Below are 25,452 nucleotides of genomic sequence, written 5' to 3' on the forward strand. Positions count from 1 at the left end.
TCTGGTACGGCATTTGAACGTGGCATTGTGTGTATTTCAACCTTTGCTCTATGTTTCAGAATCATCTTAAAATCACCCTGCGGCAACTCTGGAAAAACAAGACGTTTTCAGGGGTTAATATTGCTGGGCTGGCCATTGGCATTGCGGCCTTTTTGCTCATTCTGGAATACATTGCTTACGAAAAAAGCTATAACCAGTTTCATACCCAACTCCCGCAGCTATATCGAATGTTAACCCAAACCCGCGAGGGTGATATATGGGTAGATATGGCCCCGGCCGTTGGGCCGCTTGCCAAACAGAAATTTCCGGAAGTACGGGATTTCTGCCGCATTGGTGAGCATTCTGCCAATGGTATCGTTAGCCCGGACATGGGTAGCAAAGCCGGGCAGCAATTGTCGTTTCGGGAGGATAAATTAGCCTACGCCGATGCCAGCTTATTTACCCTGTTTACGTTCCCACTGGTGCAGGGAACAGCCGCAACAGCCCTCCTTCAACCCAACACCGTAGCCTTATCACAGTCGCAGGCACGAAAATACTTTAGCGATTCAAACCCGCTGGGCCGCACCCTGACCCTCGATAATCAGTTCGGTAAAACACTGTATACCGTTACGGCAGTGTATGCCAATGTGCCGCAAAACTCCGATTTACTTTTCGACGCGGTGTTTTCACTGCAAACGCTGGCCAACCCGGCCAACCTCAATGGTAATGACTGGGCACGGTTAGACAGTTTCGATGGCTCGTTCCTGACTACCTTTCTACAAATACCCGGGCAAAAAGCCGGTGTACCGGCTGATTACGAAGCCTTGGCGGCCAAACTGAATGCTTTTAAAAGGAAAGCTACGCCTAAAGACGAAAGTACATTTCTGCTGCAGCCGGCCACAAACCTGCATCTGGCAGCCTCGTTGAGTGACATATACCGAACCAGCGGTAGTCTGGGTTTTGTGTATTTACTGAGTGGCATTGCGGCCCTGATTTTGCTCATAGCCTGGTTCAATTACGTTAACCTCTCCACGGCCGGGTCGCTGAAGCGGGCTAAAGAAGTGGGTGTTCGGAAAGTGATTGGTGCGGGGCCGGGTCAGTTGATTCGACAGTTTCTGGGTGAATCCCTGTTGCTGAATATGCTCGCCTTTGGCGTGGCCCTGCTGCTGGCTACTTTATTACAGGGCGTATTCAATGAGTTTGTAAAAAAAGAGTTGTCCTTTGGCGTATTGGATACCAATGGGTTCTGGATAGCCGGATTAGGGCTGTTACTCGCGGGTTCCCTGGCATCAGGCGGGTACGTGGCCTTCGCGCTTACCTCCTTTCAGCCGATACAAACCCTGAAAGGCAGCGTGCAGGCTGGTAAGGGTGGCTGGCTGCGAAAAACATTGGTTGTTGCTCAGTTCAGTATGTCCATCGCCCTGGTAATTGCCACGCTGGTTCTGTCTCAGCAGGTACAGTTCATGCAAAACAAAGACCTTGGTGTCCGGCTGGCACAACGTGTCGTCATTGAAGGGCCTAAAATCAATCTGACTGGTTCGTTTGCCGCAGGGACAACCGCCCTCGATCACGAACTTGGTCAGTTGCCTTACGTGAAAAACTTCTGCCAGACGGGTATCGTACCGGGCAATTACTACAACTTCACCGCAAACGGTATCACCAGACAAACCCGAAGCGTCGGATCGTCCCGAACAGGCGATGATCAGAAAAATTATTCCATGGGTATCATTGACGACCGTTTTCTGGAAACCTACGAAATCGGGGTAGCTGCCGGGCGTAACTTTACCGTTCGCGAAGCCGAGCTGGGCTGGGAGAAAAGCGGCAAATTGATGGTCAATGAAACAGGGGCCCGTCAGTTGGGTTTCGCATCTGCCACGGAGGCCGTTGGTCAATTCATCAACTGGGGTAAACCTTACGAGATTGTCGGTGTGGTAAAGGACTACAACCATCAGGGGTTGCAGCGGGCCATAGACCCGGTCATTTTCATGCCCCGCCGGTCGGTTAGCGACCTGACCGTTCAACTAACGGCCGACCAGATGCCCGAAAAAATTGCAGCCCTGGAACGCATCTATAAAGCCAGCTATCCGGGCAATCCGTTCAAGTATTATTTCGCCGACGAGAATTACAACAAGCAGTATCAGACCGAACAGCAATACGGGCAGGTCTTTACCATTGGCTCGGCACTGGCTATCTTCATTGCCTGTCTGGGTCTGTTTGGATTAGCTGCCTTCACCACCGAGCAACGCACTAAAGAAATCGGTGTTCGCAAGGTTCTCGGCGCTAGTATAGGCAGCATCGTAACGCTGTTATCTAAGGACTTTATCAAACTTGTTTTGATTGCTATCGTCATTGCCTCACCCGTGGCCTGGTACGGCATGAATCGGTGGTTACAGGATTTTGCCTACAAAATCGACATTGCCTGGTGGATGTTTGCGCTGGCGGGTTTGCTGGCCGTGGGCATTGCCCTGCTAACGGTGAGTTTTCAAAGCATCAAAGCCGCGCTGATGAATCCGGTGAAATCATTACGGTCTGAATAAAATTTCAACAGCTATGTTTAGCAACTACCTCAAAATTGCCTGGCGGAACCTGTTGAACCGTCGCTTTTACTCCGTCCTCAACATCATTGGGTTGGCCACTGGTATCACCTTCGCACTGTTGATTGGCAGCTACGTCTGGGGTGAATTCCAGGTGAATCAAACCCTTCGCAATACCGGTCAGCAATGTCTTGTTCAAAGCCGATGGAAGGCAGCGGGCATGGGTATGGACATCACCACGCTGGCGCCGATAGGCCCCGCACTGAAAGCCCAATACCCAACACTGGTTGCCAATTATTATCGGTTTTATGGCGTAAGTGCTACCCTATCGAAAGGCACGAACCATTTCCGGGAATCCATTCAGATTGGCGACTCAACACTGCTAACAATGTTCGGCTTCGAGCTGCTGTATGGCAATCCGCGGATTGCCCTGACCAGCCCTAACGCTATTGTCATTACTGAAGCCAAAGCCCTGAAATATTTTGGCCGAACCGATGTGTTGAATCAGTCACTAACGGTTGAAACGCCCCAGTCGGGTAAGCAAACGTTTCTGGTAACGGGCGTGCTGAAACCGTTGCCTGCCAACTCGGTAACGAACTTACTGACCGAAGTCAACGAAGTATTTATGTCGTTGCGAAGCGTCGACTATTTTGGGCAAAACGTCTTTTCCTGGCAAAATCAGTACATCGTCAACTATGTGGAGTTGCAGCCCGGCGTAAGTGCGCAGGCGTTGCAAAAGCCGCTTATTCAGTTAATTGCGACCAATACGCCCCCGGCGATTGCGAAAAACCTAACGGCCTACGTAACGCCCCTGCCGGGATATTATCTCCAAAGCAACAATGGGCTGGTCCGACGGGTAATTGTTGCCTTACTGGCCGTTGCCGGGTTCATTCTGCTGATGGCAGTCGTCAACTTCGTCAATCTATCGCTGGGAAGTTCTTCCTCGCGGCTTCGCGAAATTGGCGTCCGAAAAGTGCTGGGTGGTATCCGGCAGCAATTAACCATCCAGTTTCTGGTTGAAGCGCTGGTGCTCACTGGAGTCGCTGTGCTGCTGTCGCTGGGTTTATACCCGTTCTTACAGCCTTTGTTTAGTAAGATAGTTGGCAAGGATATAATGTCGCTGACTAATTTGCCGGGGTCTTTTTTGGGCGGGCTAGCGGTACTGACAGGCGTGGTTGGCGCACTGGCGGGCAGCTACCCGGCATTGCACCTATCGGCTTATTCGACAATTGACTCGCTGCGGGGCAAAACCCGCTCCATTCGGGAAGGCCAACTGTTTCGGCGGGCGTTGGTTACGGGGCAATTCGCCATTGCCGTGTTTGTGTTCATCGGGGCCATTGTCATGTCCCGCCAAATTGCCTATTTCTTTACGACTGATCTTGGCTTTAAAAAAGACGCGCTGCTGACGGTATCATCTTTACCCCGCAACTGGACCATTGACGGCGTGACCCGAATGCAGGCAGCCCGCGACCAGTTTGCCCGGTTACCCGGCGTTCAGTCGGCCAGTTTATCATTTGAGATTCCCAATGGGAATGTCGGTAATAGCGGGAATGTCTATCCTGAAGGTAAAGACTCTACCCAAGCGGTCAGTGTAGCGATTATGACGACTGATGAGCAGTACGCGCAGACCTACCAGATCGGGCTCCGGGCGGGGCGGTATTTTCATGCTGGTCAGGGGCGTTATGATTCAACCAGCCTGGTGCTGAATGAAGCCGCCACGAAAGCGATGGGGTATAAAACACCGGAAGCCGCCCTGGGCCAGGTAGTTCGCTTTCAGGGCGTCCCGCGTACCTATCGTATTCAGGGAATCGTCCGTGATTTCCATGTCGGCACGTTGCATCAGGCTATTCGGCCGTTGGCCATCGGTCAGGTTCAGACGGCGCAGATTTACCGCTTTTTCTCGTTCCGACTGGCACCGGGGAATCCGCGTCAGACCATCAGCCGCATCGAACAGACGTGGCGCGAACTTTTTCCGGATGCCCCCCTTGATTACGCATTCATGGACAACACACTCCAGAAGTTATACCAGACAGAGTTGAAGTTGGAAAAAGCCGGTTACCTGGCCACGGCCCTCGCTTTGCTGATTGTCCTGCTGGGTGTGGTCGGGCTGGTATCGTTGAGCGTGACTCGCCGAACCAAAGAGGTGGGCATTCGAAAAGTACTGGGGGCATCGGTGCCACACGTGGTTGGTCTGTTCCTGACAGAGTACGCCTGGATGTTATTGCTGGCCAATGTGGTGGCCTGGCCACTGGCTTATTACGTCCTGACAGACTGGCTAGCCGGTTACGCGTACCACACCCGGATAAGCTGGTCTTCTTTCGCACTGGTCGGTATACTACTGGCCGGCATTACCGGCGTGGTAATAACCGTTCAGGTGATCCGGGCCGCCCTGATGAATCCCGTCAACTCACTACGAAGTGAATAATACGACGGATTCAGGGCGTGGGACCGAGTTGCCTGCCCTAGCCTTAAAACCCTAACCTTATTACAAATCATGCTGGCCAACTACATCAAAATAGCCCTGCGAAACTTGTGGAAACACAAGCTCTTTTCGTTTATCAACATCTTCGGGCTGGCATCGGGGTTAACGGTTTGCATGCTGGCTATTGCGCATATCAAAGGCGCGCTGGCATACGATTCGTTCCACCCCAACCGCAACCGGACATACCGAGTTCTGACGGATGTAGTGGGTCTGGATAACGACGTAACCCCGTTTGCTACTGCTCCCGCGCCACTAGCGGGTACGTTAAAACAGCAGTATGGTTTTGTGGAAGAGGCAAGTCGAGTTACCAAAACCTACAATGAGTTTTTGGGTAATCATAAACGCCTGACTATGATGTCCTTCACAGTTGATCCCGCTTTTTTCCGAATCTTTAATTTCAAACTGGCTGAAGGGCAACCGGCAACGGAGCCTAATACGGTTGTACTGACTCCAGAAACCGCATTGAAGTTCTTCGGCACAGCTAACCCCATCGGCAAAACACTGGAGAATAGTGAGTTAGGTATCCTGACGGTAGTGGGTGTGCTGGAGAAAACCCAGGCAAAATCACACCTAGTATTCGACATGCTGTTCACCCTACCGCAAAACCATACTAGTGCTGCCAGCTGGGAGCAGTACAACAGTGGTCATACGTACGTCATGCTCAGGCAGGGCACCCCGGCGGAGGCCCTCCAGCAAGGGTTATCAACAACCCTGAACCGGGCTACGCACGATCTACATTTCAAAAGCATAAAGGGGTACAGTTTCCGCACGCAGCGACTCGATAGGATTGCTCCCGCCCGCGAAGAGCTGATGTATGGCACCTACGAACCCACCCTGGCCGGGTTATTTGCCGAAATTGGTGTAGGGCTGGTCACCTTGCTGATGGCAGCTTTTAACTACATCAACCTGACGCTGGCCCGTTCTCTGAGCCGCGCCCGTGAGGTAGGTATCCGGAAAGTGGCCGGAGCCGTACGCTGGCAGCTGCTGGGGCAATTCATGGCCGAATCGATGGTGCTCGCGTTGCTGGCATTGGGGCTGGCGCTGGTGATGCTTGAAGCGGTTAAGCCCATGACGTTCGTTCAGCAGTGGCTCATTGGCGGAGTAAGCTGGGACTGGACCATCTGGACGGTATTTATTGCGTTCAGCCTCCTGACCGGGTTGCTGGCGGGCGTTGTTCCGGCCAGGATACTGTCGGGTTTTGAACCGGCTAAGGTTTTGCGCAGCCATACGGGCCTGCGCGTCATACGCGGACTGTCGCTACGGAAAGCGCTGATCGTGGCGCAGTTCACCATTTCGCTGGTGGCTATGATTGGGTTGCTGACCATGATTCGGCAGATGAATTACATGGCCACTGGCGACTACGGGTTTCGGCGGGAACGTATCCTGAACCTGCCCATCAACGATGTACCCACTCAGCGTTTAACGAACGAACTGAACCGCCTGGCGGGCGTTGAGCGCGTATCGGCAACCTCCGAACTGTTCGGTTCGCACGGAAATGTGCAACCGGTAAAACGCAGCCGCGCCGGGCAGGATTCGTCAGCGGCCTTCGTCTGGTCGGCCAACGACCAGTTTATTCCTAACATGGAACTCACGCTCCTGGCGGGTCAGAATCTACCGGCTACCACGGCCGACACATCCGGGCGGCTGGTTGTACTGAACGAAGAAGCGGTGAAAACCTTCCGGCTGGGTACTGCCCGTGAGGCCGTTGGGCAATCACTATGGCTTAATGACAGTACCGACGTGCTGGTAGTCGGCGTGGTAAAAGATTTCCGGTTTACTACGTTCGCGATAGCGGTGAAACCGTTACTGCTGCGCAACAAATCCGATCAGTATCGCTACGTCAATGTCGGCGTCGCCCCCGGTGCCGAAGAAGCCGTATTGGCCGATGTGAAAAAGATCTGGAAGCGGCTTAGCCCGTATGAACCGTTTGCCGGCCAGTGGTATAGCGACCTGTTGGAGGAGCGCCACACGCACGCCAGCGACACCGATTTTATGGGTCTGCTTCTTGGTCTGGCGTTCTCTATTGCCTGCTTAGGGCTGCTGGGTATGGTTACCTACAATACCCAAACCCGCGTTAAAGAAATCGGGGTTCGGAAAGTGATGGGGGCTGAGGTCAATCAAATCGCCTGGCTGTTATCCCGCGACTTTGTCAAACTACTGGGCGTAGCGGCCTGCATTGCGCTGCCGCTGGGGTATATGGCTGGCTATTCCTTTCTATTTGTGTTTGCCTACCACGTTTCCATCGGCTTCGAAACGTTGGGGATTTGCCTGGGTACCCTGTTTGTACTTGGTTCATTAACGATTGGCTTACGGACGTATAAAGCCGCTCAGATTAATCCAGCCAACTCACTACGAAGCGAATAAACGCATAGATTATGCTCATGAACTATTTTAGAATTGCGGTTCGCAGCCTTTGGAAAAATAAGGGCTATACCTTCCTGAATATCGCCGGTCTGGCTATCGGCATGGCCTGTAGTTTTTTGGCTGCGCTCTGGGCATACGATGAACTGACCTACGACCAGTTCCATGAAAACTACGGAACCATCTACCAGGTTAACCGGAATTCGGAGCGCGATGGGCGCATGATCGTGATCCCAAACACGCCCTATCCGCTGGCACAGGCGTTAAAACAAACCTATCCGGAGATTGCCAATGCCAGCCGGGTTGACTGGGATGCATCCCGGCTGTTGACTGCCGGAGAAGCCAGAATCTACCAGCAGGTGGTTTTTGCGGACCCGGACTTCCTGACCATGTTTACCTTCCCGCTGGCGGAAGGAACAATCACCACGGCACTGGCCGATCCCCGCTCCATTGTTCTCAGTCAGAAAACGGCTGTCTCCCTTTTTGGCAGGGAAGACCCGATGGGTAAACTTATTCGGTTTAACAACGAGATTGACGTAAAGGTGACGGGCGTTCTGGCCAACGTCCCCACGAATTCTACCCTCCAATTCGACTGCATCTTGCCGTACAGCCTCCATGCCGTTGCGGATGAGTGGTATAGAACCCTGACCGATAACTGGGGAAACAATGTGGTTAAAACCTATATCCAGCTACAGCCCAACGTAACGGCCGCGCAGGCTAACGCGAAACTTGCCAATTTCCTGACGGCAAAAGATCCAGCGGTAAAGCAGACACTGATGATCCACGCCATGGCCGATTGGCGGTTGCGCAACAAGTTCGATAATGGACAAATAGTAGGTGGCCTGATCGAATACGTGCGGATATTTAGCTGGGTGGCCGGGTTAGTGCTGCTTATTGCCTGCATCAACTTTATGAATCTGGCCACGGCCCGGTCCGAAAAACGAGCTAAAGAAGTCGGTATTCGCAAGGCAATTGGCTCCTCCCGCACCCGGCTAATTTTTCATTTCCTGGGCGAATCGACGATGCTCGCTTTGCTGGGCTTTGCGCTGGCTGTCCTACTGGTTCTGTTGCTGCTTCCCTGGTTCAACACGTTGACGGACAAAACCATTGTTTTTCCGTATACGAATCTGACTTACTGGCTCATCGGCCTGAGCATAGCCCTTCTTACGGGCGTGGCAGCGGGCCTGTACCCGGCCTTTTACCTGTCTTCTTTTCAGCCGGTTCGGATGTTGAAAAGTGCTGTACAGATTGGCAAAAACGCGGGTGTTCCCCGGCAACTACTGGTTGGGTTGCAGTTCAGCATTTCCATACTGCTCATTATCAGTGTACTGGTTATCAGCAGGCAGTTGAACTACACCAAAAACCGGTCGGTGGGCTATGAGCGCAACAACCTGATTATGCTGGAGTTTTCGCAGGAATTAAAACAGAAAGAGGACGTGCTGCGGAATGAACTGCTAACGTCCGGCTACGTACGGTCGGTGTCGGGTACGATGGCTCCCATAACGGAAATCAGGAATATGAATGGGGTACAGTACGGGGGCGACAAAAGTGCCGTGCTGGTGACCGTTAGTTCGGATTATGATTACCTGAAAACGTTTGGTATTCGCCTGAAAGCGGGACGCGGCTTCTCCCCCGACTTTGCCACCGACAGCTCCGCCATGCTGCTGAATGAATCGGCGGTGAAAGCGATGAACCTGCGTAAGCCGCTGGGTGAACAGGTAGAGCACTGGGGCAAAACCTACCACGTTATCGGCGTGATTGACGATGTGCTGATGGAATCTCCTTATGATAACGTCCGGCCCACCGGCATCTTCTTTGACAAGGAACACCGGTCGTTTATGAACATCCGCTTTCGCGAGGGCGTGAACATTCAGGAAGCACTGGCGGGTACCAGGAAAATCGTTGAGTCGCTGGCACCTTCCTCCCCGTTTGCCTACACGTTTGTGGACCAGGAATACGCGAAGAAGTTTGCCAGCGAAGAACGGATTGGTAACCTCATCAACGCCTTTGCCCTGCTCACCATTTTTATCTCCTGCCTCGGCCTTTTTGGTCTGGCTGCCTACACCGCCGAGCGTCGGACAAAGGAAATAGGTGTCCGTAAAGTACTGGGTGCCGATTTATCCAGCATTGTACTTATGCTCTCCAGAGAGTACGTTTATCTGGTGCTGGCAGCTTCATTTATAGCGTCACCCGTGGCGTGGTATTTTCTGCACAACTGGCTCCAGAACTACACCTACCGTATCGAAATACCCTGGTGGATATTTATAGTGTCTGGACTGGTAGCCCTGGTCGTCGCCTTATTGACGGTGAGTTTCCAGAGCATCAAAGCCGCTCTTATGAATCCGGTCAAATCATTACGAAGCGAATAAACATCCATCTTTATGCTACAGAACTATCTTAAAATTGCCTGGCGAAACATCATTCGTAACAAGGCGTTTTCGGCCATTAATATCCTGGGCTTAGCCATTGGCATTGCAGCCTGCGTACTCATTTTACAGTACGTCACTTTTGAATTGAGCTATGATGATTTTCATACCAAAGGCAACCGTATTTACCGCGTTCGGCAGGACCGGTATGACAAAGGCAAGTTAAGCACCCAGTGGGCGGGTGGCGCACAGGCAGCCGGAAACTCGTTCAAAAAGGCGTTCGGCGAAGTAGAGGATTATGTGAAAGTGCTGAAACGGAGGCCGCTCATGGCTGAATACGACGAAAAAAGCCTGAAGGTAGAGCGAGTGTTTATTGCCAGTGAATCGTTCTTCCGGATTTTTTCCTATCCTCTGCTATCCGGTAATCCCAACACGGTACTTTCAGAACCCAATACCGTTGCCCTGTCTGAATCAGTAGCCCGGCGCTTGTTTGGGCGGGAGAATCCCATGGGCAAGACCATCCGGATTAATCAGAAACAGGCCGTTAAAGTAACGGGCGTTTACCAGAATATGCCCGCCAATACCCACCTGAAAGCCGATTTGCTGATTCCGCATGTAACCTTTATCCAGGAGGCAGGTCGTGATAACAATCCTGATAATGCCTGGATGTGGGATGGGGCTTTGTCTTACCTGCTGCTCCGGTCCGACGCCAAGCCAGCCGCACTGGAGGCCAAATTTGTGCCGTATATTCAAGAAACCATTGGTGCCGAACTAAAGAAATTCAACGCCGATGCCGTGTATACCCTGCAACCCCTGCGGGACATTCACCTCTACTCCCATTTTATGGAAGAAGCGGAACCCAATGGAGATGGTAAAACCGTTTACCTCTTGCTGGGCATTGCTTTCTTCATCGTAGTTATTGCCTGGGTCAACTATATCAACCTGGCTACGGCCAAGGCTATAAACCGGGCTAAAGAGGTAGGTGTTCGCAAGGCAATAGGCTCACTACGGGGCCAGCTTATCCGCCAGTTCCTGACCGAATCTGTTTTACTCAACGGACTGGCCGTTGTAGTAGGCCTTATCCTGATTACTCTTGCCTTACCCACTTTCAATCAGTTATCGGGGCAACAGCTTTCCTTCTCCTTAGCCGGAAGCGCAAGGTTCTGGGTGCCACTAGTCGGCCTTTTTATTATTGGCGCTTTTCTTTCAGGTTTGTATCCCGCCTTTGTCCTTTCGGGCTTTAAGCCAATCTCGGTCTTAAAAGGCAGCGTGAGTACGTCACGGCAGGGTATCGTTTTACGAAAATCACTGGTTGTGTTTCAGTTTGCAGCTACACTGTTTCTGCTGGTAGGCACGCTGGCCGTATTTCACCAAATCCAATACATGCGGGAGCAGACACTAGGCATCAACATCGACCAGACACTGGTGATCAATCCGCCTATTATTCGAACCGATTCAACCTTCGTGCGACAGATGGCGACTTTTAAGGAAGAGCTGCTACGCCGGCCCGGCATTCAGTCCATCACCGCTTCTACCGTGGTACCCGGCCAGGCGTCGGACTGGAATGCAGGGGGTATCCGGCTGAAGGGCACCGACGAAAGCAAAAGTGAACAGTACCGTGTGATTGGTGTTGATTATGACTTCCTGAAAACATTTGATCTGAAATTACTGGCCGGACGCAATTTTGCCAAAGACTATGGCAGCGACCCCAAGGCGCTTATTTTCAACAAAATGGCGTTAAAGCAACTGGGTTTCGACCAGCCCGAGCAGGCCATTGGTAAGCAGATTGAGTTTTGGGGCGAAACCTTTACGCTGGTGGGTGTTACGGATAACTACCACCAGCAATCCCTGCGCGATGCCTACGAGCCACTCATTCTGCGCCTGATTCCCGATGTACAGGGCTTCTTCTCCATCAAGTTAGCCGCTGGGCAACTCAACAGTACGCTGGCAGACATTCGCAACCAATGGAATCACTTTTTCCCGGGTAACCCGTTCGAGTATTCATTCCTCGACGAACGATTTAATGAGCAATATCGGGCTGATCAGCGTTTTGGGCAGGTATTTGGACTATTTACGGGACTGGCTATTCTGGTTGCCTGCCTGGGGCTGTTTGGCCTGGCCTCGTTTACAACGGCCCAGCGCACCAAAGAAATTGGCATCCGAAAAGTACTGGGGGCCTCCGTCAATGAAATTGTGCAGATGCTGTACCGGGAGTACGCCACCCTGCTTCTGATTTCTTTTGTGGTAGCCGCACCGCTGGCCTGGTATGCCATTAATCAGTGGTTGCAGGGTTATGCTTTCCGGGCAACCATTGATTGGTGGTTGTTTGTCGTTCCCCTGGTGCTTGTACTCCTCATTGCGTTACTCACGGTCAGTTTCCAGAGCATCAAAGCCGCCCTAATGAACCCGGTGAAGAGTTTACGCAGTGAGTAACTATCCAGGCAAGTTCTGGTCACCTGTCTGCATGTATTAATGGTTTTGTTGAGGTGAACTGAACAACGTAAAAAGGGTACGTTCTGGTCGTGTTAGCTTGCGGGTAAAATCACAACACGAAAAATCATGGACGCGCAAAGAGCAACACTAAAAGATGCATGGCCTTACCAGAAGGATAAAATGAAGCTGCCGGTTGAGAATCTGGACACGGCTCTTCCTTTTTACAAGACGGTTATGGGCTTTCGGGTTGTGTCCCGAACCGATGCGCCGGTTAAGTCGGTTACGATGGAGCGGGATGGTATGCAGCTTGGACTGGCCGAAAACGGCGGTGACCCCACACAGGATGGCTGTTTTTTTGCCGTCGATGATGTTGAAAAGGCATTTGCCGAACTGAAAGCCAATGGCTTCGATAAAGAGCAGCCTGACTTTTTGTATCAAAAATACGGAGAGACAAAATGGAAGGTATTCTTCGTCGTGGCACCCGATGGCCTTTGTTTCTGCTACGGCGAACGGCAGAACTGATGCAATTGCTCCATATCCACCTATCATCTGTGCTGCTCTTTTTAGAGGTCATTTGTTTGTTCACAGATATAGTTCGGTGACTTCCTGCGTGTCGGTATCTATGAGCAGGATTCCTTCGTGAGCGTCGTCCAACTGCCCGGCTAACACGCCTGTGTCAGTCCAGATGGCGGATTGACCGGCCCCCACAAAGTTGTCGCACGGGCCGAGGCAGTTGGCCATCAAAACGAGCATCGACTGTTGGCAGGCAATAGTTGATAGTCGTTCGCTGGCTTTCCTGACGCCTTCGCTTGATTTGGCTACGCTGGCCAGATAGATTGCTGCGCCGTTTTTGCAGGCATTCGCCAGATGTTCCGGGACCGATAACTCGTAGCATATGGCCAGAGCAATGTTGGCTTCGGGTCCGATTAAACCCGGAAATCGCTGGCCACTCACAAAAAAAGCATTTTCGTCCGGGTGCAGGTACGCTTTCGAGTAGGTTTGCCGGGCTAAGTCTGGTTGGAAAATGATCAGGCTAATACAGATGCCGGTTTCACTTTTCGTGGGTGCGCCAACGCCTATCGTTAGGGAATAGGCATCGGCAAGCTGCTGGAAGATCCCGAATCGGCTATCGTCCTGCCCTGTCGCCAGTTGATGAGCTAGTCCCGGCTCGTACCCCGTAATGGATAATTCCGGGAAAATAACAACATCGGCATTCTGGCTAATAGCCAGTGCCAGTAGTTTTTCGTGCTGGTCAATGTTGCGTTGAACAGCACCCGATACGGGCTTTATTTGGGCTACGCAAAGTTTCATTCCGTTTCTGTCTGATGGGTGGCAACAAACCAGTTTGCCCGAACGGGCTGGTTCACACAGGCGATCTTTTTTCTGCCAATTTGTTTCCTGCACGAATAGCCACTCACTTCTTCCCCAAAACTAAACGTTCAAGCAGGGTCTATCTATCAATCAAATCAACAATCCGGTTGTTTTACCGGTTGAAGTAATAAACTACAACGGAAAGCACATGAAATACAACCCACTTGGAAATACCGGTGTTTTAGTCTCTGAAATCTGCCTTGGCACCATGACCTTTGGCGGCAACGGCTACTGGAAAGCGATGGGCGAACTCCAGCAAAATGCGGTGAATGACATCCTGAAAACCGCCGTCGATAATGGGGTTAATTTTATCGATACGGCCAATGTTTATTCATTCGGTGAGTCAGAACGACTGCTGGGCCAGTCGCTGAAATCACTCGGCCTGTCGCGCAATGAGCTTATCATCGCCACTAAGGTTCGGGGCCGTATGAGCGAAGGCAAAAATCAGGTTGGTTTGGGTCGGCTGCAAATTATGCAGCAGCTGGAAGACAGCCTGAAACGCCTGCAACTGGACCACGTTGACCTCTACCAGATTCATGGCTTCGACCCTGTCACACCCCTCGAAGAAACCATGCGGGGTCTGGAAGACGTAGTCAGAAGCGGTAAGGTGCGCTACATTGGCTGCTCCAATCTGGCGGCCTGGCAGGTCATGAAAGCCAATGGTATTGCCGAGAAAAATGGCTGGACCAAATTCGTTTCGACCCAGAATTATTACTCCATTGCCGGGCGCGACCTCGAAAACGAACTGGTGCCGATGGTGCAGGATCAGCAGATGGCTATTCTGCCCTGGAGCCCGCTGGCGGGTGGTTTTCTGTCGGGAAAATACACCCGAAACAGCCAGCCGGAAGGCGACCATGGCGATGGACCGTCCCGCCGTTTGAATTTCGACTTCCCACCGGTTAATAAGGAGAAAGCGTACGACATTATCGACGTGATGGAAACCATTGCCGAAGCGCATGGCGTATCGGTGGCCCGTATTGCGCTGGCCTGGGTGCTGGCCAAACCCGGCGTAACCAGCATGATTATCGGAGCGAAAAATACGGACCAGTTGATGGATAATATCAAGGCCGTGGAGCTTAGCCTGACCACAGAGCAGCTGGAGCAGCTGGATGAAGTGAGTGCTACTGCCAAACCGTATCCGCAGTGGATGATTCAGCGGCAAAGCAGCGACCGGCAGGCTGCCTATAATTTTTCGCCCAATCAACCGGCAGCGGCCACAGCACCGAAATAAGGCGGGTGCCCGGTTGAGCGCCGGATTAAAGACCGCTCAACCGAACGTACGGTTTGCAAATTCGGTGTCGCCTACCGTATTTTGTGCATATTCTAGTCAATTACCTGCAATGAATTTTCCAACAGAACTAAGCTATACAGAGGACCACGAGTGGGTTCGCATAGAAGAAGATGGTACCGCTGTAGTGGGCATTACCGAATTTGCTCAGCATGAACTGGGTGACATCATTTTTATCGACGTCAACACCGTTGGGCAATCGCTGGGTAAAGGTGATGTGTTTGGTGCGGTTGAAGCCGTTAAAACTGTGTCGGACCTCTTCCTGCCGTTAGAAGGTGAAGTGCTCGAACTAAACCCGGCTATCGAAAAAAAACCGGAACTGTTGAACAGTGACCCCTACGGTGAAGGCTGGATCGTTCGGCTGAAACCTGCCAGCGCCGGGCAGCAGGATGGCTTGCTATCGGCCGATGCCTACCGCGAACTGGTGGGTGCCTGATACCGTAACTCGATTAGTAAAAGGCTCCGAAAGGGGCCTTTTTTTAGATAACTACACTGTCTGCAACCCTTCCGATAAAACGAAGGGAGCTTTTTATGCAATTTCTAATCCGTTCAGCCCATGTAATTGATGCTGCCTCATCGTTCGATGGGCAGGTAGTGGACATCCTCGTCGAAAACGGGTTGATTCAGCAGATTGGCCAGAACCTGTCGGCGCCTGCCGGTGGCCGGGTCATTGAGTCTGCCAATCTGCACGTATCGCCGGGCTGGGTCGATATGCGCGTACTGGCGCAGGACCCGGGGTACGAACATAAGGAAGACATAAACAGCGTTTGCCGGGCCGCTGCTGCCGGTGGTTTTACGGATATTGCGCTATTGCCCAACACGCAGCCCGTTGTAGATGATAAGGGTACGCTGGGGTACGTTCGGCGTATGGCCGAAGGGCAACCGGTAAGTGTCCATGTCATTGCCGCTGTCACCAGGAAAGCGGCTGGTGAGGATTTTACGGAAATGCTCGACCTGCATCATGCCGGGGCCATTGCTTTCTCCGACGGAACGCATCCGCTTCAGAATCCCGATTTACTGCTCAAAACCCTGCAATATCTCCAGCCAATTAACGGGTTGCTTATCAATCGGCCCGAAGAGCAGTTGCTAACCCGTTTCGGGCAGATGCACGAAGGCATTCAAAGTACGCTGCTCGGCCTGAAAGGAATGCCGGCTTTGGCCGAAGAACTTATGGTAGAGCGCGACCTCCGGCTACTGGATTACGTGCTTGGGGGCGTAGAGCAGGGAGGGCGGGGTGTAGAGAACGATGTAACACCGGTCCATACCCCAAACCCTTCGCTCCACTTCGCTACCCTTTCCACCGCCCGCTCGGTTGAGCTGATTCGGCGGGCGAAAGCAGCCGGATTGCCGGTCAGTTGCGATGTGGCCGTCCATCAACTTATTTTTGATGACTCAGCGCTGGCCGGTTTTGATACGAATTTGAAAGTCAACCCACCCTTCCGGTCGCCTGAGGATGTGGCTGCACTCTGGGCGGGCCTTGCCGACGATACGATTGATGCCATTGTATCGGATCATTCGCCCCAGGATGCGGAAAGTAAAAATCTGGAATTCGATCAGGCTGAGTTTGGCGTGATAGGACTGGAAACAGTCTTTGCAGCCAGTATTACCCACAATCGGATGGTACCGCTGTCGAAACTTATCGGGAAATTCACTACCCGGCCCCGGCAAATTTTACGTCTTCCGTCCCTTACTGTTGCCGAAGGACAGGCTGCTACCCTAACGCTTTTTGATCCGACGGGTGAATGGACGTACGAACGAACCGTCTCGAAATCCAAAAACTCACCGTTTCTGGGCCAATCATTTACGGGGCGCGTAGTGGGCACAATCCATCGCGGCCTATTTAACCCGACTACATGAAAAGTATTATTAATTATTTCAGTCACCCGTTGTTGAAAATCCCCCTACTGGCCGGATTGGCGACGGGCGTCTTGTGCTTTCTGTACTTTCTGGCGCTTTATGCCATTGGTGTACCGGCACTGGGCAACATTCGGGTACTGGATTTTGGGATTCACATTATCGTTATGGTTGCCGCGGTCTGGTATTATCGAAAATACATTGGGCACGGTCATCTGCACTTGTGGGAGGGGTTAACCATTGGGTACGTCCTGAATACTATAGCGGCTTTGGTAACGAGCTGGCTTGTATACCTGTTTGTGACGCAGGTAGACCCGGGCGTTTTTGCCGAATACGTTGTTAACTCGAAGAAACTACTGCTGGAGGGCAAAAAACAAATTACCGACCAGTTTGGTCCGGAAACCTTTGCCGAGCAATGGAATAAAGTAAGTACCATGCAGCCCGGAGTATTGCTTCCCGATGAGCTGACCAAGAAAACAGCACTGGCAGTTTTGCCCGTGCTTATCATTTCGCTTATCTTCCGTAAACAGGATTACGGCGTTTTGCGATAATATTACGCGTTCAAACCACTTACTAGTATGGATAATCAGACTACCACGGCCCGTACTGCCCTAAAATGGGGACTCATAACGGGTATAGCCCTGGTTGTGTATTCAATCATTCTCTACACGTTCAACCAAACGACTAATGGAGCACTCAGCCTGATCATTTATGGTATCCTGATTGGCGGCCTGATTGTGGGCATGCGTGAGTACCGCACCAATAACGGGGGGTACATGACTTATGGGGAGGGAATGAGTCTGGGAGCGCTGCTGTCCGCCGTTGCCGGATTACTGTCCTCGGCGTTTACCGTTTTCTATACCCAGGTTATTGATCCTGGTTTTCAGGAGCGTCTGGTCGGGCAGGTTCGTGACCAGATGGAGGAGCAGGGTAAGCTGTCCGACGAACAGATTGATCAGGCAATTGAGTGGATGCAGAAATTCCAGTCGCCCGGTTTACAGTTTATGTTTGGCCTGTTCGGTACCATCCTGATTGGCGTGGTTCTCTCCCTGATTATTGCCGCTTTTATACGCCGAAACAAAACCAACCCGTTTGAATAGGAATAAGGTTTAGGGTTTGTAGTTGACTGACGCATCAATATAAATTATTTGCGTCAGCCAACTATAAACCCCAAACCATAAACCGACCACTCTACACTGCCTTCATGCTGGCCATTTTTCGCAAAGAAGTTAATCAGTTTTTCTCGTCGCCCATCGCCTACATCATTATGGGCGTGTTTCTTACGGCTATGGGACTGATGTTGTGGGTATTCCCGGATACCAGCCTGCTCGAAAACGGGTACGCCGATATGGGCACGTTCTTCAATCTGACCCCTTATTTATTACTGTTTCTGGTGCCTGCCATCACGATGCGCTCCATTGCCGATGAAGTTCGTTCGGGAACACTGGAATGGCTGCTGAGTAAGCCCGTTAGCCGGTGGGGTATAGTAGGGGGGAAGTTTCTGGCAAGCTGGCTGCTGGTTATAATAACACTACTGCCAACACTGCTGTACTATGGCACGCTGTATCAGCTTGGTGCACCCGCTGGCAACATTGACTCGGCGGGGGTGTTTGGCGCGTATATCGGTTTATTCCTGCTGGCGGGGGTATTTGTAGCCATTGGTCTGTGGGCTTCTTCGTTTAATGACAATCAGGTCGTAGCCTTCGTACTAGGCGTATTCTGCTGTTTTCTCTTGTACGTTGGACTTAGCGCACTGGCGGGCTTAAGCGCCCTGAGTGGAATAGGGTACTACCTGTCATGGCTGGCGCTGGATGAACAATACCGGGCATTGGGCCGGGGCGTAATTGATAGTCGCAATGTTATTTATTTACTAAGCTTAGCCGTTTTATTTCTGATTTTGACCACCAATCGGTTGAAAACAACTGTATGAGAATTCCCCCTACCGCATGGCGTTTGCTGGCTATTGGCTGGACAATTACTATGCTGATCGGCTGCCTGACTCCGCACGATCAGATACCGAGCGAGTTGAATACCTGGAACGATAAATCCCTGCATGTTCTCATATTCGCTCCGTTTACCTTACTGTGGATGCTGACGGGTTTGCGAATGGGCTACGCGTTGGTGGCCGGATTGCTTTTCGGGATACTGATTGAAGCGTTACAATATGCGCTGCCTATTAACCGCAGTGCCGACTGGAAAGATGTAGTGGCCGATTGTGTTGGAGCAGCATTGGGCGTTGGACTAGCCATCTTCTGGCAACGGTTGTTCCCGGATAGTATCTCCTGACTGTATGAATTATGCTGCCCCGGTTGGTGCCGCTCTCCCGTACCCGTTATTGCTGATTGCTACCGGTGTAAAAATGAGCGTTGCAGACGGGCCGAAATTGTTTAGCAATCACCCCGTTTCGGAAAATATATTTAGGTATATAGGGTAATTGGTCAATTCAATTCATTTTTTCGTTAGTATTACACGAAGGTTCAGACAGTTTCGATTGTCACTAGTAAAATCGAAACTGTCTGAGCCTTTTTCTTTTTTTCTCAACCACTGTACAGATACATGAAGGTACTGAGCACAATACAGGATCCTACATTCACAGCGCGCGAATACAGCCGCCTTGACAAGTTTTTCCTCCAGTATATCAAAGACGAGCGAGACCTGCCCTTTATTTACCTAACCATCCAAATCAGCCTGACCGTTATACCACTCAGCGTATTGCTGTTTATGCCGTTTGTTGTGGGTTGGGCCTGGTGGGCGGTGGCAGCTGTCCACTTATTTATTACAAACTTTCGATTCAAAGGCCCCTTTGGGCTCATGCTTCACTGCACCAGTCACCGGCAGTTTTTTAAGTCGGAGTACGACTGGATGAACAAGTACATCCCCTGGATAGTAGCGCCATTTTTTGGCCACACGCCCGAAACCTACTACAGCCATCACATTGGGATGCACCACCCCGAAAATAATCTTGAAGACGACGACAGCAGCACTATGGCGTTCCAGCGGGATAGCTTTCGGAGCTTTCTATCGTATTTCGGACGGTTTTTCGTGTTGGGTGTGCGGAACCTGCTGGATTATCTGCGTCAGAAAAACCGGCCCAAACTGGCAACTCGCGCACTTGCCGGAGAAATTGTATTCGGTGTTGTTTGCGTCGGCTTGTGTTTTGTAAGCTGGCCTGCCACGGTAATGGTCTTCCTGTTGCCTCTCGTCATTTACCGCCTGATTGCCATGCTGGGCAACTGGACACAGCACGCCTTTGTGGATGCCAATGATCCGGGCAATGCCTACAAAAACAGCATTACCTGCATTAATGTAAAGTACAATAAAAAGTGCTGGAATGATGGCTATCACATTAGCCACCATGTACGGCCCGCGATGCACTGGACCGAGCATCCTACTTTTTTCCTTAAAACCATTGACAAATACGCTCAGAATCGGGCCGTTATTTTCGACGGGCTGGACTTTCTGCAGATTTTCTTCCTGCTGATGAGGGGAAAATACGATGTGCTGGCCCGGCATATGGTTAACGTAAACGGCGCGTTCGCTAATGATGCTGATGCCATCGAACTGCTGCGGTACCGGACAAAACGGATCACTACACCAACGGAAGTGGTGCAGATGCCGGAACGCCGTGCTATGGCTGCGTAGTGTTGCGAATCAGCTATTTCCTCCGTCAATACGCATCTCAATAACGCGCTGTACGTCGACGGACAGATTGGACATGAAATCGTACCCGGTTAGCTTTTCTAACTCATCGACACTGGTTAGGTACGCCCGCCAGGGTTTATCGGCGGCCAACTGATCGTTTGGTATGTTGACGGCAATGACACGCGTATTCTCGTTAATCTGAAAGGTATCTGTGCTACCGGCTGGTACAAGAATCAGTATTTTCCAGAGCGTAGCCGGAACGGTTAGGTTACCGTTGGCCAATGTAGTAGCGTAGCCGTTTTGCCCGGTACCCCCTGAACCACTTGCCCCCGCAATAATGTAAACATCACTGCCGTTGCTCATCAGTTGCCGTTCATAATCTTCTAACGATTTCCAGACTTCCCGGTTGTGGCGCGGAGCTTGTGGCACGATGTTGGTTAGAAGAAACGTAGCCGCATTGTCTTCGGGCGTTGCATCCCGGTCGTCGGAAGGGCAAAGGTGCCCCCGGTCAAAACCCGTGTTTGTGTAATCGGAAGTGCGGGCTGCATACCAACCGGACGGTAGTTCAGGATCGGGCCGGAAATTATCATTGCGTTTGGCATCGCCTTTCCAGGATGGGCTGAGCCGCCAGCTAACCCAGTTGGCAATACCCCGGCTGCGATTGTAGGAGAGTACGTATTGCGGCCGGCTGATGAGGTAATTATTCGGATCGCCCGCTGCGGCTCCACTTGGGTTGCCCAGGGCCAGGTTGTCGGCCCGATTCAGCGCTGGATAGCGATTTGTTGTAGCCGGTGGACGAACGGTAATACAGCTGTTGATAAACAGTCCGAGTCCAGCTGCCAGGACAATTGTTTTCAGTTGAGCGAGCATCTTAATTGATTTTACTGACATTCTTATTGAACTTTACAATCAAACCATAAATGTAGTGATTCTCTACATTGCCTATGTAGGTATGGAATCGGGAATCACAACATCTAAATCCAGTTGAGTACCTGCTGTTATGGCTAAAAAAAAGCAATCTCAGGGCTACGAGAACCCGCGCCCTACTCCGGCGAAGGTAGTAACGGCCAAGCCTGCTCCTAATACGTCTGGTGATAGCCAGGCCCGGTCTGGTACCAGTCGGCCAGCCGACCCGGTGCAGCGCCCTACTACCCGCCCGGTGGCCGCAAAACCAACACCTCCACCTACTCAACCCGACTTACCTATCGACAAACGACCGGTTGAATGGTGGCCACCTGCGGTACTGGCCTTACTGGGTTTCGCCTTATACATCAACACATTCGGCCACCAGTATGCGCTGGATGATATTGCCGCTGTTGGGCAGAATCTGTTCGTAAAGAAAGGCATTGCGGGCATCCCCGACCTGCTCCGGACTGAGTTCTGGCATTTCAGTAATATCTCACTGGGGTACTACCGACCCCTGTCGCTCATAACGTTTGCGATGGAGCAGGAGTATTTTAAGGACAACCCGAATATCAGCCACATGATAAACGCTGGTTTGTACGGGCTAACGGGTTTGGTCATTGGGGCACTGCTCCAAAAATGGCTTACCGGCCATACTATCCTGGCTTTTTTGATTGGGCTGGTTTTTATTGCCCACCCCATTCACACCGAAATTGTGGCCAATATCAAAGGACGCGATGAAATACTGAGTTTCCTGTTTATTGCCCTGATGCTGCTATCGTACTGGAAACACCTGGAGTCAAACAACACATTCTGGTTCAAGGGGCCACCTTCCGACTGGCCGCTGGGTGGGATGCTGGGGCTATTTTCCCTGGTGGGTGGCTGGGTAATTGGCAGTAGTCTGATGGGGAGTACCGTTGGTGGCGTATTGGGTGTACTTATTATGGGCGCACTATCGGGTAGCTGGATAGGTCTGGCCTGCGCATCGCTCTACTTTGCTTTCCTATCCAAGGAATCGTCCATCGTTAGTTTGGCGTTGATTCCGGCTATGCAGTACTGGTTTGCCCGTCGGAACGTCTGGCAATCGCTGATTAGCTTATGGCCCTTCCTGATTGTTACGGCCCTGTTTTTTTACCAGAAGCAGAAAATGATCGGTACGCTGAGCGGCACGCCACCCATTGACTGGGCTAACTATCCGTATGCCATTGAAAAAACCCAGAAGTCGACGATGTTCAAATTTCTGGAGTACTACCTGCGGTTGCTTATTTTACCCCACCCCCTGGTTTATGATTATTCATACAACGTTATCCCGTCGGGGGGCAAGGGCGATGTATTGACCTGGGCTGGCTTTTTTACGTTCATTGGCCTAATCTGGCTGGCCTGGAAAGGATTTGTTAAGCGCACACTCTGGGGTTTCGGTATCTTCTGGTTCTTTGTAACGATGGCACCGGGCCTTGGCTTTATCTGGATTCGGGGCGGTATTTTTGCCGAACGTTTCACCTACGCTGCCGTGATGGGTTTTGGGTTCGTTCTAGTATGGGCATTGCAGAAATTGCTCGTTCGTGACCCGGAAAATTCGGCAAAACCGGTGTTGGTCCGGTATGCCCCTTTGCTGGGCCTGATGGTGGTTGTCGCTGGTTTTTACTCGTTCAAAACTGTAGAACGTAACCAGGATTGGGAGAATAATTTTGTCCTCTTCAATTCGGCCCTGCCTTATGCGCCCAATAGCTGCCAGGTACAACGGCACGTAGCCAATGAGTGGATTGAGAAAGGATTGAAAGACCGAGCCAAAGCCGATTCGATTGCCAACGCGACAAACGCTATCAAGCCAAAACCATCGCTGGAGCAGGTAAAGAAGGCGCAGGCAGTAATTGATACCAATATTGCACATGCCAACAAGCACGGCCGCTGGGCACTCGACCACTTGCAGGAATCGACCCGGATTTATCCAAACTTCGGCGAGGCTTACTTTTCTATGGCTTATGTATTTCAGAAGATTACGCCGAACGTCGATTCGGCCAAGTATTATTATAAGCAAACAATCCGGGCCGCCAATGCGTATGCGCCAGCCTACAATAACCTCGGCGTAATTTATCAGGGTGAAGGACAGGCGGAGAATAACCGGCAAAAACTGGAACTGGCTTCGTACTACTACAACCGGTCTATGGTAGTGAACCCTGCCTATGTGGATGGGCAGAATAATCGCGCCAGTTTACTCAAAGCGTACGGTATTGACGTAAAAGTATTACCCGATTCGATTGTCAGTAAATATTAAATACAATGTCAGGCCAGTCCTGCGAGAGAAACCCGCCCCAATAGGGCGGGTTCTTTATTTGTATGAGTTACCAGACACTAACAAGATTAACATAACGTCTATATTAAGTAGGTGCGAGATAGAATGGCATACTTATTGACATGTTTCCGTTGTCTTTAATTTGTTGATTTTTGTTTTATCTTCATTTACATATAGTATGATATTTGACTACTTGCCACCGATTTATTCAGATACGCTATCTATTAGTAAACAAAAGGATACTACTAATTTCAGTAAATCAATCCATCGCTCATGTTCGTGGTTGGGTAATTCGTGTGTAGCTGTCATTGGTCTGATTACACTCCTGCAAACAATACCTTTTCAGGCCAACAGTCAGGCTCCTTACCTGACTCCATTGACTTCTACTCCCCGCGCCAACTTTACACCGACTCCACCCGAACAAAAAGGATACTGGAACGCGGATGTGGTGGGTGATTTTACGCTGCCTGCCGGTAAAACGTCGACCTTCAGCGGAGCGGGCCGCAACCTGCACGTTAATCAGGACCGGGAGAAGTTATTCCGGCGTGGATTCACCTCCATGGAGGCTAGTCGGATGACGGGTGATGAAAAAATATCGGGGCCCGAAAGTGCCAAACCTCCGGGCTGGACGAGTCCGCTCAAGCAGAGTCAGCGGGCATTGATCGTCTATCAAAACTACCTTTATTACCCACCCGACAATCCCTTTAACCTACTCTGGGCACGGCGGGATTCGTACGCCCCCTACACGTATTTCAGGCGCCCTCCCGGTGACCCATATATTCTGAACAGCGTAGGGGCGGCTATGGATCAGTTAGCTTATGAGTGTGCCGCTTTTGGCGATTGTCAGGGCGCCCCGCTAAATACATTTGGCCAGATATTCCTGGATATAGAGAACGATTATACTTATTTTGAAAATAGACAGCAGAGTGTGAACCTGTACGCCTACATGATGTATACGTTACGCAAGGCTAGTAGTCCCGGAACCGACATTGGTTCGATTGGCCCCGTGCCGCACAACAACTTCGGTTTTACCCGGTATGGCGACTATGACGCAGGTGTTGACTGGGGTTGGAGCATGACGGCCCAGCACACAGAGGCTATACCCGATTTGGCGGTACTGTCATCCCGGGAGCGGGGTATGCCCGATGCTATTGTGGGGAAATCCTTTGCTGATTACGCCGATTTTCAGATGCCCGGCGTTTATTACACATCGATGGCCTTCGACTATAGTTACCCGCACAATGGTGAGATGGATACGCACTGGCTGGCCAGCGTGCTGGGGGAACAGGAGATAAATAGTGCACTTTCCCCCAAAAAACGTATTGCGTGGCAATGGATGTTCAATACCCAAAGCCCGGATTACCCCAACAGTCCTAATGCCGATTATCCGGTCCCACCGGTCATGGCCGAAGGACACGCTATTTTCTACTGGCTTACAGGGGCGAGTGGTGTATTATTCTGGGATGATGAGGTCAATTTGACCCCGAACCGCAATTCACTCCCTCCCGGTGACCCCAATAAAGGCCTAGGTAGTGACCGGAATTATGCCTGTTATGAACATTATATTCACGGCACCTGGCGATTATTCAACCACCATAAAGATATGTTCAATGGTCGGGAGAAATACCTGAATCAGAATACCGAATGCTCATTCGATAAGGGGCTTACCTGGCACAAATACAACGCTGGTGACCTGAAGCGAAAAAACCTCCCCTTTGCCCGGGCCGTTGTAAGCGACAATCAGATTTTGATAGCGGCCACCGCCCCCTACGTGTCCCCCGATAAAAAAACATCGTTGATGGTTCGGTACATCGACGGTACCTACCAGTTTACGACGGAAATTAACCTGACGGGCGACGAAATTTATCTGGGTAGGGCTACTATGACAGCCCCGCCAAAGGTCAAAAACGTTAGCCTGTTGCTGTGTCAGGACTGCGTTAAGTAGC

General features: G+C 51.3%; 18 protein-coding genes. 16 read left to right on the forward strand and 2 right to left on the reverse strand.

The features are described from left to right. The first annotated feature begins 50 nt into the window (after positions 1 to 50). The 6 genes from B156_RS0102820 to B156_RS0102845 all read left to right on the forward strand — a co-directional run bounded on the left by B156_RS0102820 (position 51) and on the right by B156_RS0102845 (position 12,677). Positions 51 to 2,516: an ABC transporter permease gene (locus tag B156_RS0102820; RefSeq protein ID WP_018618103.1), complete on the forward strand. Its 2,466-nt coding sequence runs from the start codon at positions 51 to 53 to the stop codon at positions 2,514 to 2,516. 13 nt (positions 2,517 to 2,529) lie between these two features. Further along, the gene (locus B156_RS0102825; RefSeq protein ID WP_018618104.1) at positions 2,530 to 4,938 is read left to right on the forward strand and encodes an ABC transporter permease; all 2,409 of its coding nucleotides are present in this window, start codon (positions 2,530 to 2,532) and stop codon (positions 4,936 to 4,938) included. A 69-nt stretch (positions 4,939 to 5,007) separates the two neighbouring features. Beyond that, positions 5,008 to 7,359, forward strand: coding sequence for an ABC transporter permease (locus B156_RS0102830; protein WP_018618105.1), 2,352 nt, complete (start codon positions 5,008 to 5,010; stop codon positions 7,357 to 7,359). A gap of 17 nt (positions 7,360 to 7,376) precedes the next feature. Next, positions 7,377 to 9,725, forward strand: coding sequence for an ABC transporter permease (locus B156_RS0102835; RefSeq protein ID WP_169518240.1), 2,349 nt, complete (start codon positions 7,377 to 7,379; stop codon positions 9,723 to 9,725). Positions 9,726 to 9,737: 12 nt separating this feature from the next. Further along, positions 9,738 to 12,155, forward strand: a complete 2,418-nt coding sequence (locus tag B156_RS0102840; RefSeq protein WP_018618107.1) for an ABC transporter permease — start codon at positions 9,738 to 9,740, stop codon at positions 12,153 to 12,155. A gap of 126 nt (positions 12,156 to 12,281) precedes the next feature. Beyond that, entirely contained in the window at positions 12,282 to 12,677 is a 396-nt protein-coding gene (locus B156_RS0102845; RefSeq protein ID WP_018618108.1) for a VOC family protein, read from the forward strand. Between the two features lie 60 nt (positions 12,678 to 12,737). Here the strand turns inward: B156_RS0102845 and B156_RS0102850 are convergent, their stop codons facing one another. Further along, positions 12,738 to 13,466: a carbon-nitrogen hydrolase family protein gene (locus tag B156_RS0102850; RefSeq protein ID WP_018618109.1), complete on the reverse strand. Its 729-nt coding sequence runs from the start codon at positions 13,464 to 13,466 to the stop codon at positions 12,738 to 12,740. A 208-nt stretch (positions 13,467 to 13,674) separates the two neighbouring features. On the opposite strand from B156_RS0102850, the gene B156_RS0102855 reads away from it, so the two are divergent. From B156_RS0102855 to B156_RS0102890, 8 genes are all read left to right on the forward strand, one after another. Then, positions 13,675 to 14,757 carry an aldo/keto reductase gene (locus B156_RS0102855; protein ID WP_018618110.1) on the forward strand — a complete coding sequence of 361 codons (1,083 nt, stop codon included), beginning with the start codon at positions 13,675 to 13,677 and terminating at the stop codon, positions 14,755 to 14,757. Between the two features lie 109 nt (positions 14,758 to 14,866). Further along, complete coding sequence (gcvH, locus tag B156_RS0102860) at positions 14,867 to 15,250, forward strand: glycine cleavage system protein GcvH (protein WP_018618111.1); 384 nt, start codon at positions 14,867 to 14,869, stop codon at positions 15,248 to 15,250. 95 nt (positions 15,251 to 15,345) lie between these two features. Beyond that, positions 15,346 to 16,671 carry a dihydroorotase gene (locus tag B156_RS0102865; protein ID WP_018618112.1) on the forward strand — a complete coding sequence of 442 codons (1,326 nt, stop codon included), beginning with the start codon at positions 15,346 to 15,348 and terminating at the stop codon, positions 16,669 to 16,671. Further along, positions 16,668 to 17,219: a DUF4199 domain-containing protein gene (locus tag B156_RS0102870; RefSeq protein WP_018618113.1), complete on the forward strand. Its 552-nt coding sequence runs from the start codon at positions 16,668 to 16,670 to the stop codon at positions 17,217 to 17,219. Before B156_RS0102865 ends, B156_RS0102870 begins: the two co-directional genes overlap by 4 nt. A 27-nt stretch (positions 17,220 to 17,246) precedes the next feature. Next, the gene (locus B156_RS0102875) at positions 17,247 to 17,768 is read left to right on the forward strand and encodes a DUF4199 domain-containing protein (RefSeq protein WP_018618114.1); all 522 of its coding nucleotides are present in this window, start codon (positions 17,247 to 17,249) and stop codon (positions 17,766 to 17,768) included. 104 nt (positions 17,769 to 17,872) lie between these two features. Beyond that, positions 17,873 to 18,598 carry a gliding motility-associated ABC transporter permease subunit GldF gene (gene gldF, locus B156_RS0102880; protein WP_018618115.1) on the forward strand — a complete coding sequence of 242 codons (726 nt, stop codon included), beginning with the start codon at positions 17,873 to 17,875 and terminating at the stop codon, positions 18,596 to 18,598. After that, on the forward strand, positions 18,595 to 18,954 hold the full coding sequence (locus tag B156_RS0102885; RefSeq protein WP_018618116.1) for a VanZ family protein: 360 nt from the start codon (positions 18,595 to 18,597) through the stop codon (positions 18,952 to 18,954). The genes gldF and B156_RS0102885 overlap by 4 nt, the downstream gene beginning before the upstream one ends. 270 nt (positions 18,955 to 19,224) lie before the next feature. Next, positions 19,225 to 20,310, forward strand: coding sequence for a fatty acid desaturase family protein (locus tag B156_RS0102890; protein WP_018618117.1), 1,086 nt, complete (start codon positions 19,225 to 19,227; stop codon positions 20,308 to 20,310). Between the two features lie 9 nt (positions 20,311 to 20,319). Here B156_RS0102890 and B156_RS0102895 read toward each other — a convergent pair whose 3' ends face one another. Next, complete coding sequence (locus tag B156_RS0102895) at positions 20,320 to 21,180, reverse strand: DNA/RNA non-specific endonuclease (RefSeq protein WP_018618118.1); 861 nt, start codon at positions 21,178 to 21,180, stop codon at positions 20,320 to 20,322. A gap of 130 nt (positions 21,181 to 21,310) precedes the next feature. On the opposite strand from B156_RS0102895, the gene B156_RS0102900 reads away from it, so the two are divergent. Continuing rightward, complete coding sequence (locus B156_RS0102900) at positions 21,311 to 23,488, forward strand: tetratricopeptide repeat protein (protein ID WP_018618119.1); 2,178 nt, start codon at positions 21,311 to 21,313, stop codon at positions 23,486 to 23,488. 196 nt (positions 23,489 to 23,684) lie between these two features. After that, on the forward strand, positions 23,685 to 25,451 hold the full coding sequence (locus B156_RS0102905; RefSeq protein WP_026260555.1) for a vWA domain-containing protein: 1,767 nt from the start codon (positions 23,685 to 23,687) through the stop codon (positions 25,449 to 25,451). The last annotated feature ends 1 nt before the right edge of the window (position 25,452 follow it).

This window comes from Spirosoma luteum DSM 19990 (assembly GCF_000374065.1).
Classification (GTDB): Bacteria; Bacteroidota; Bacteroidia; order Cytophagales; family Spirosomataceae; genus Spirosoma; species Spirosoma luteum.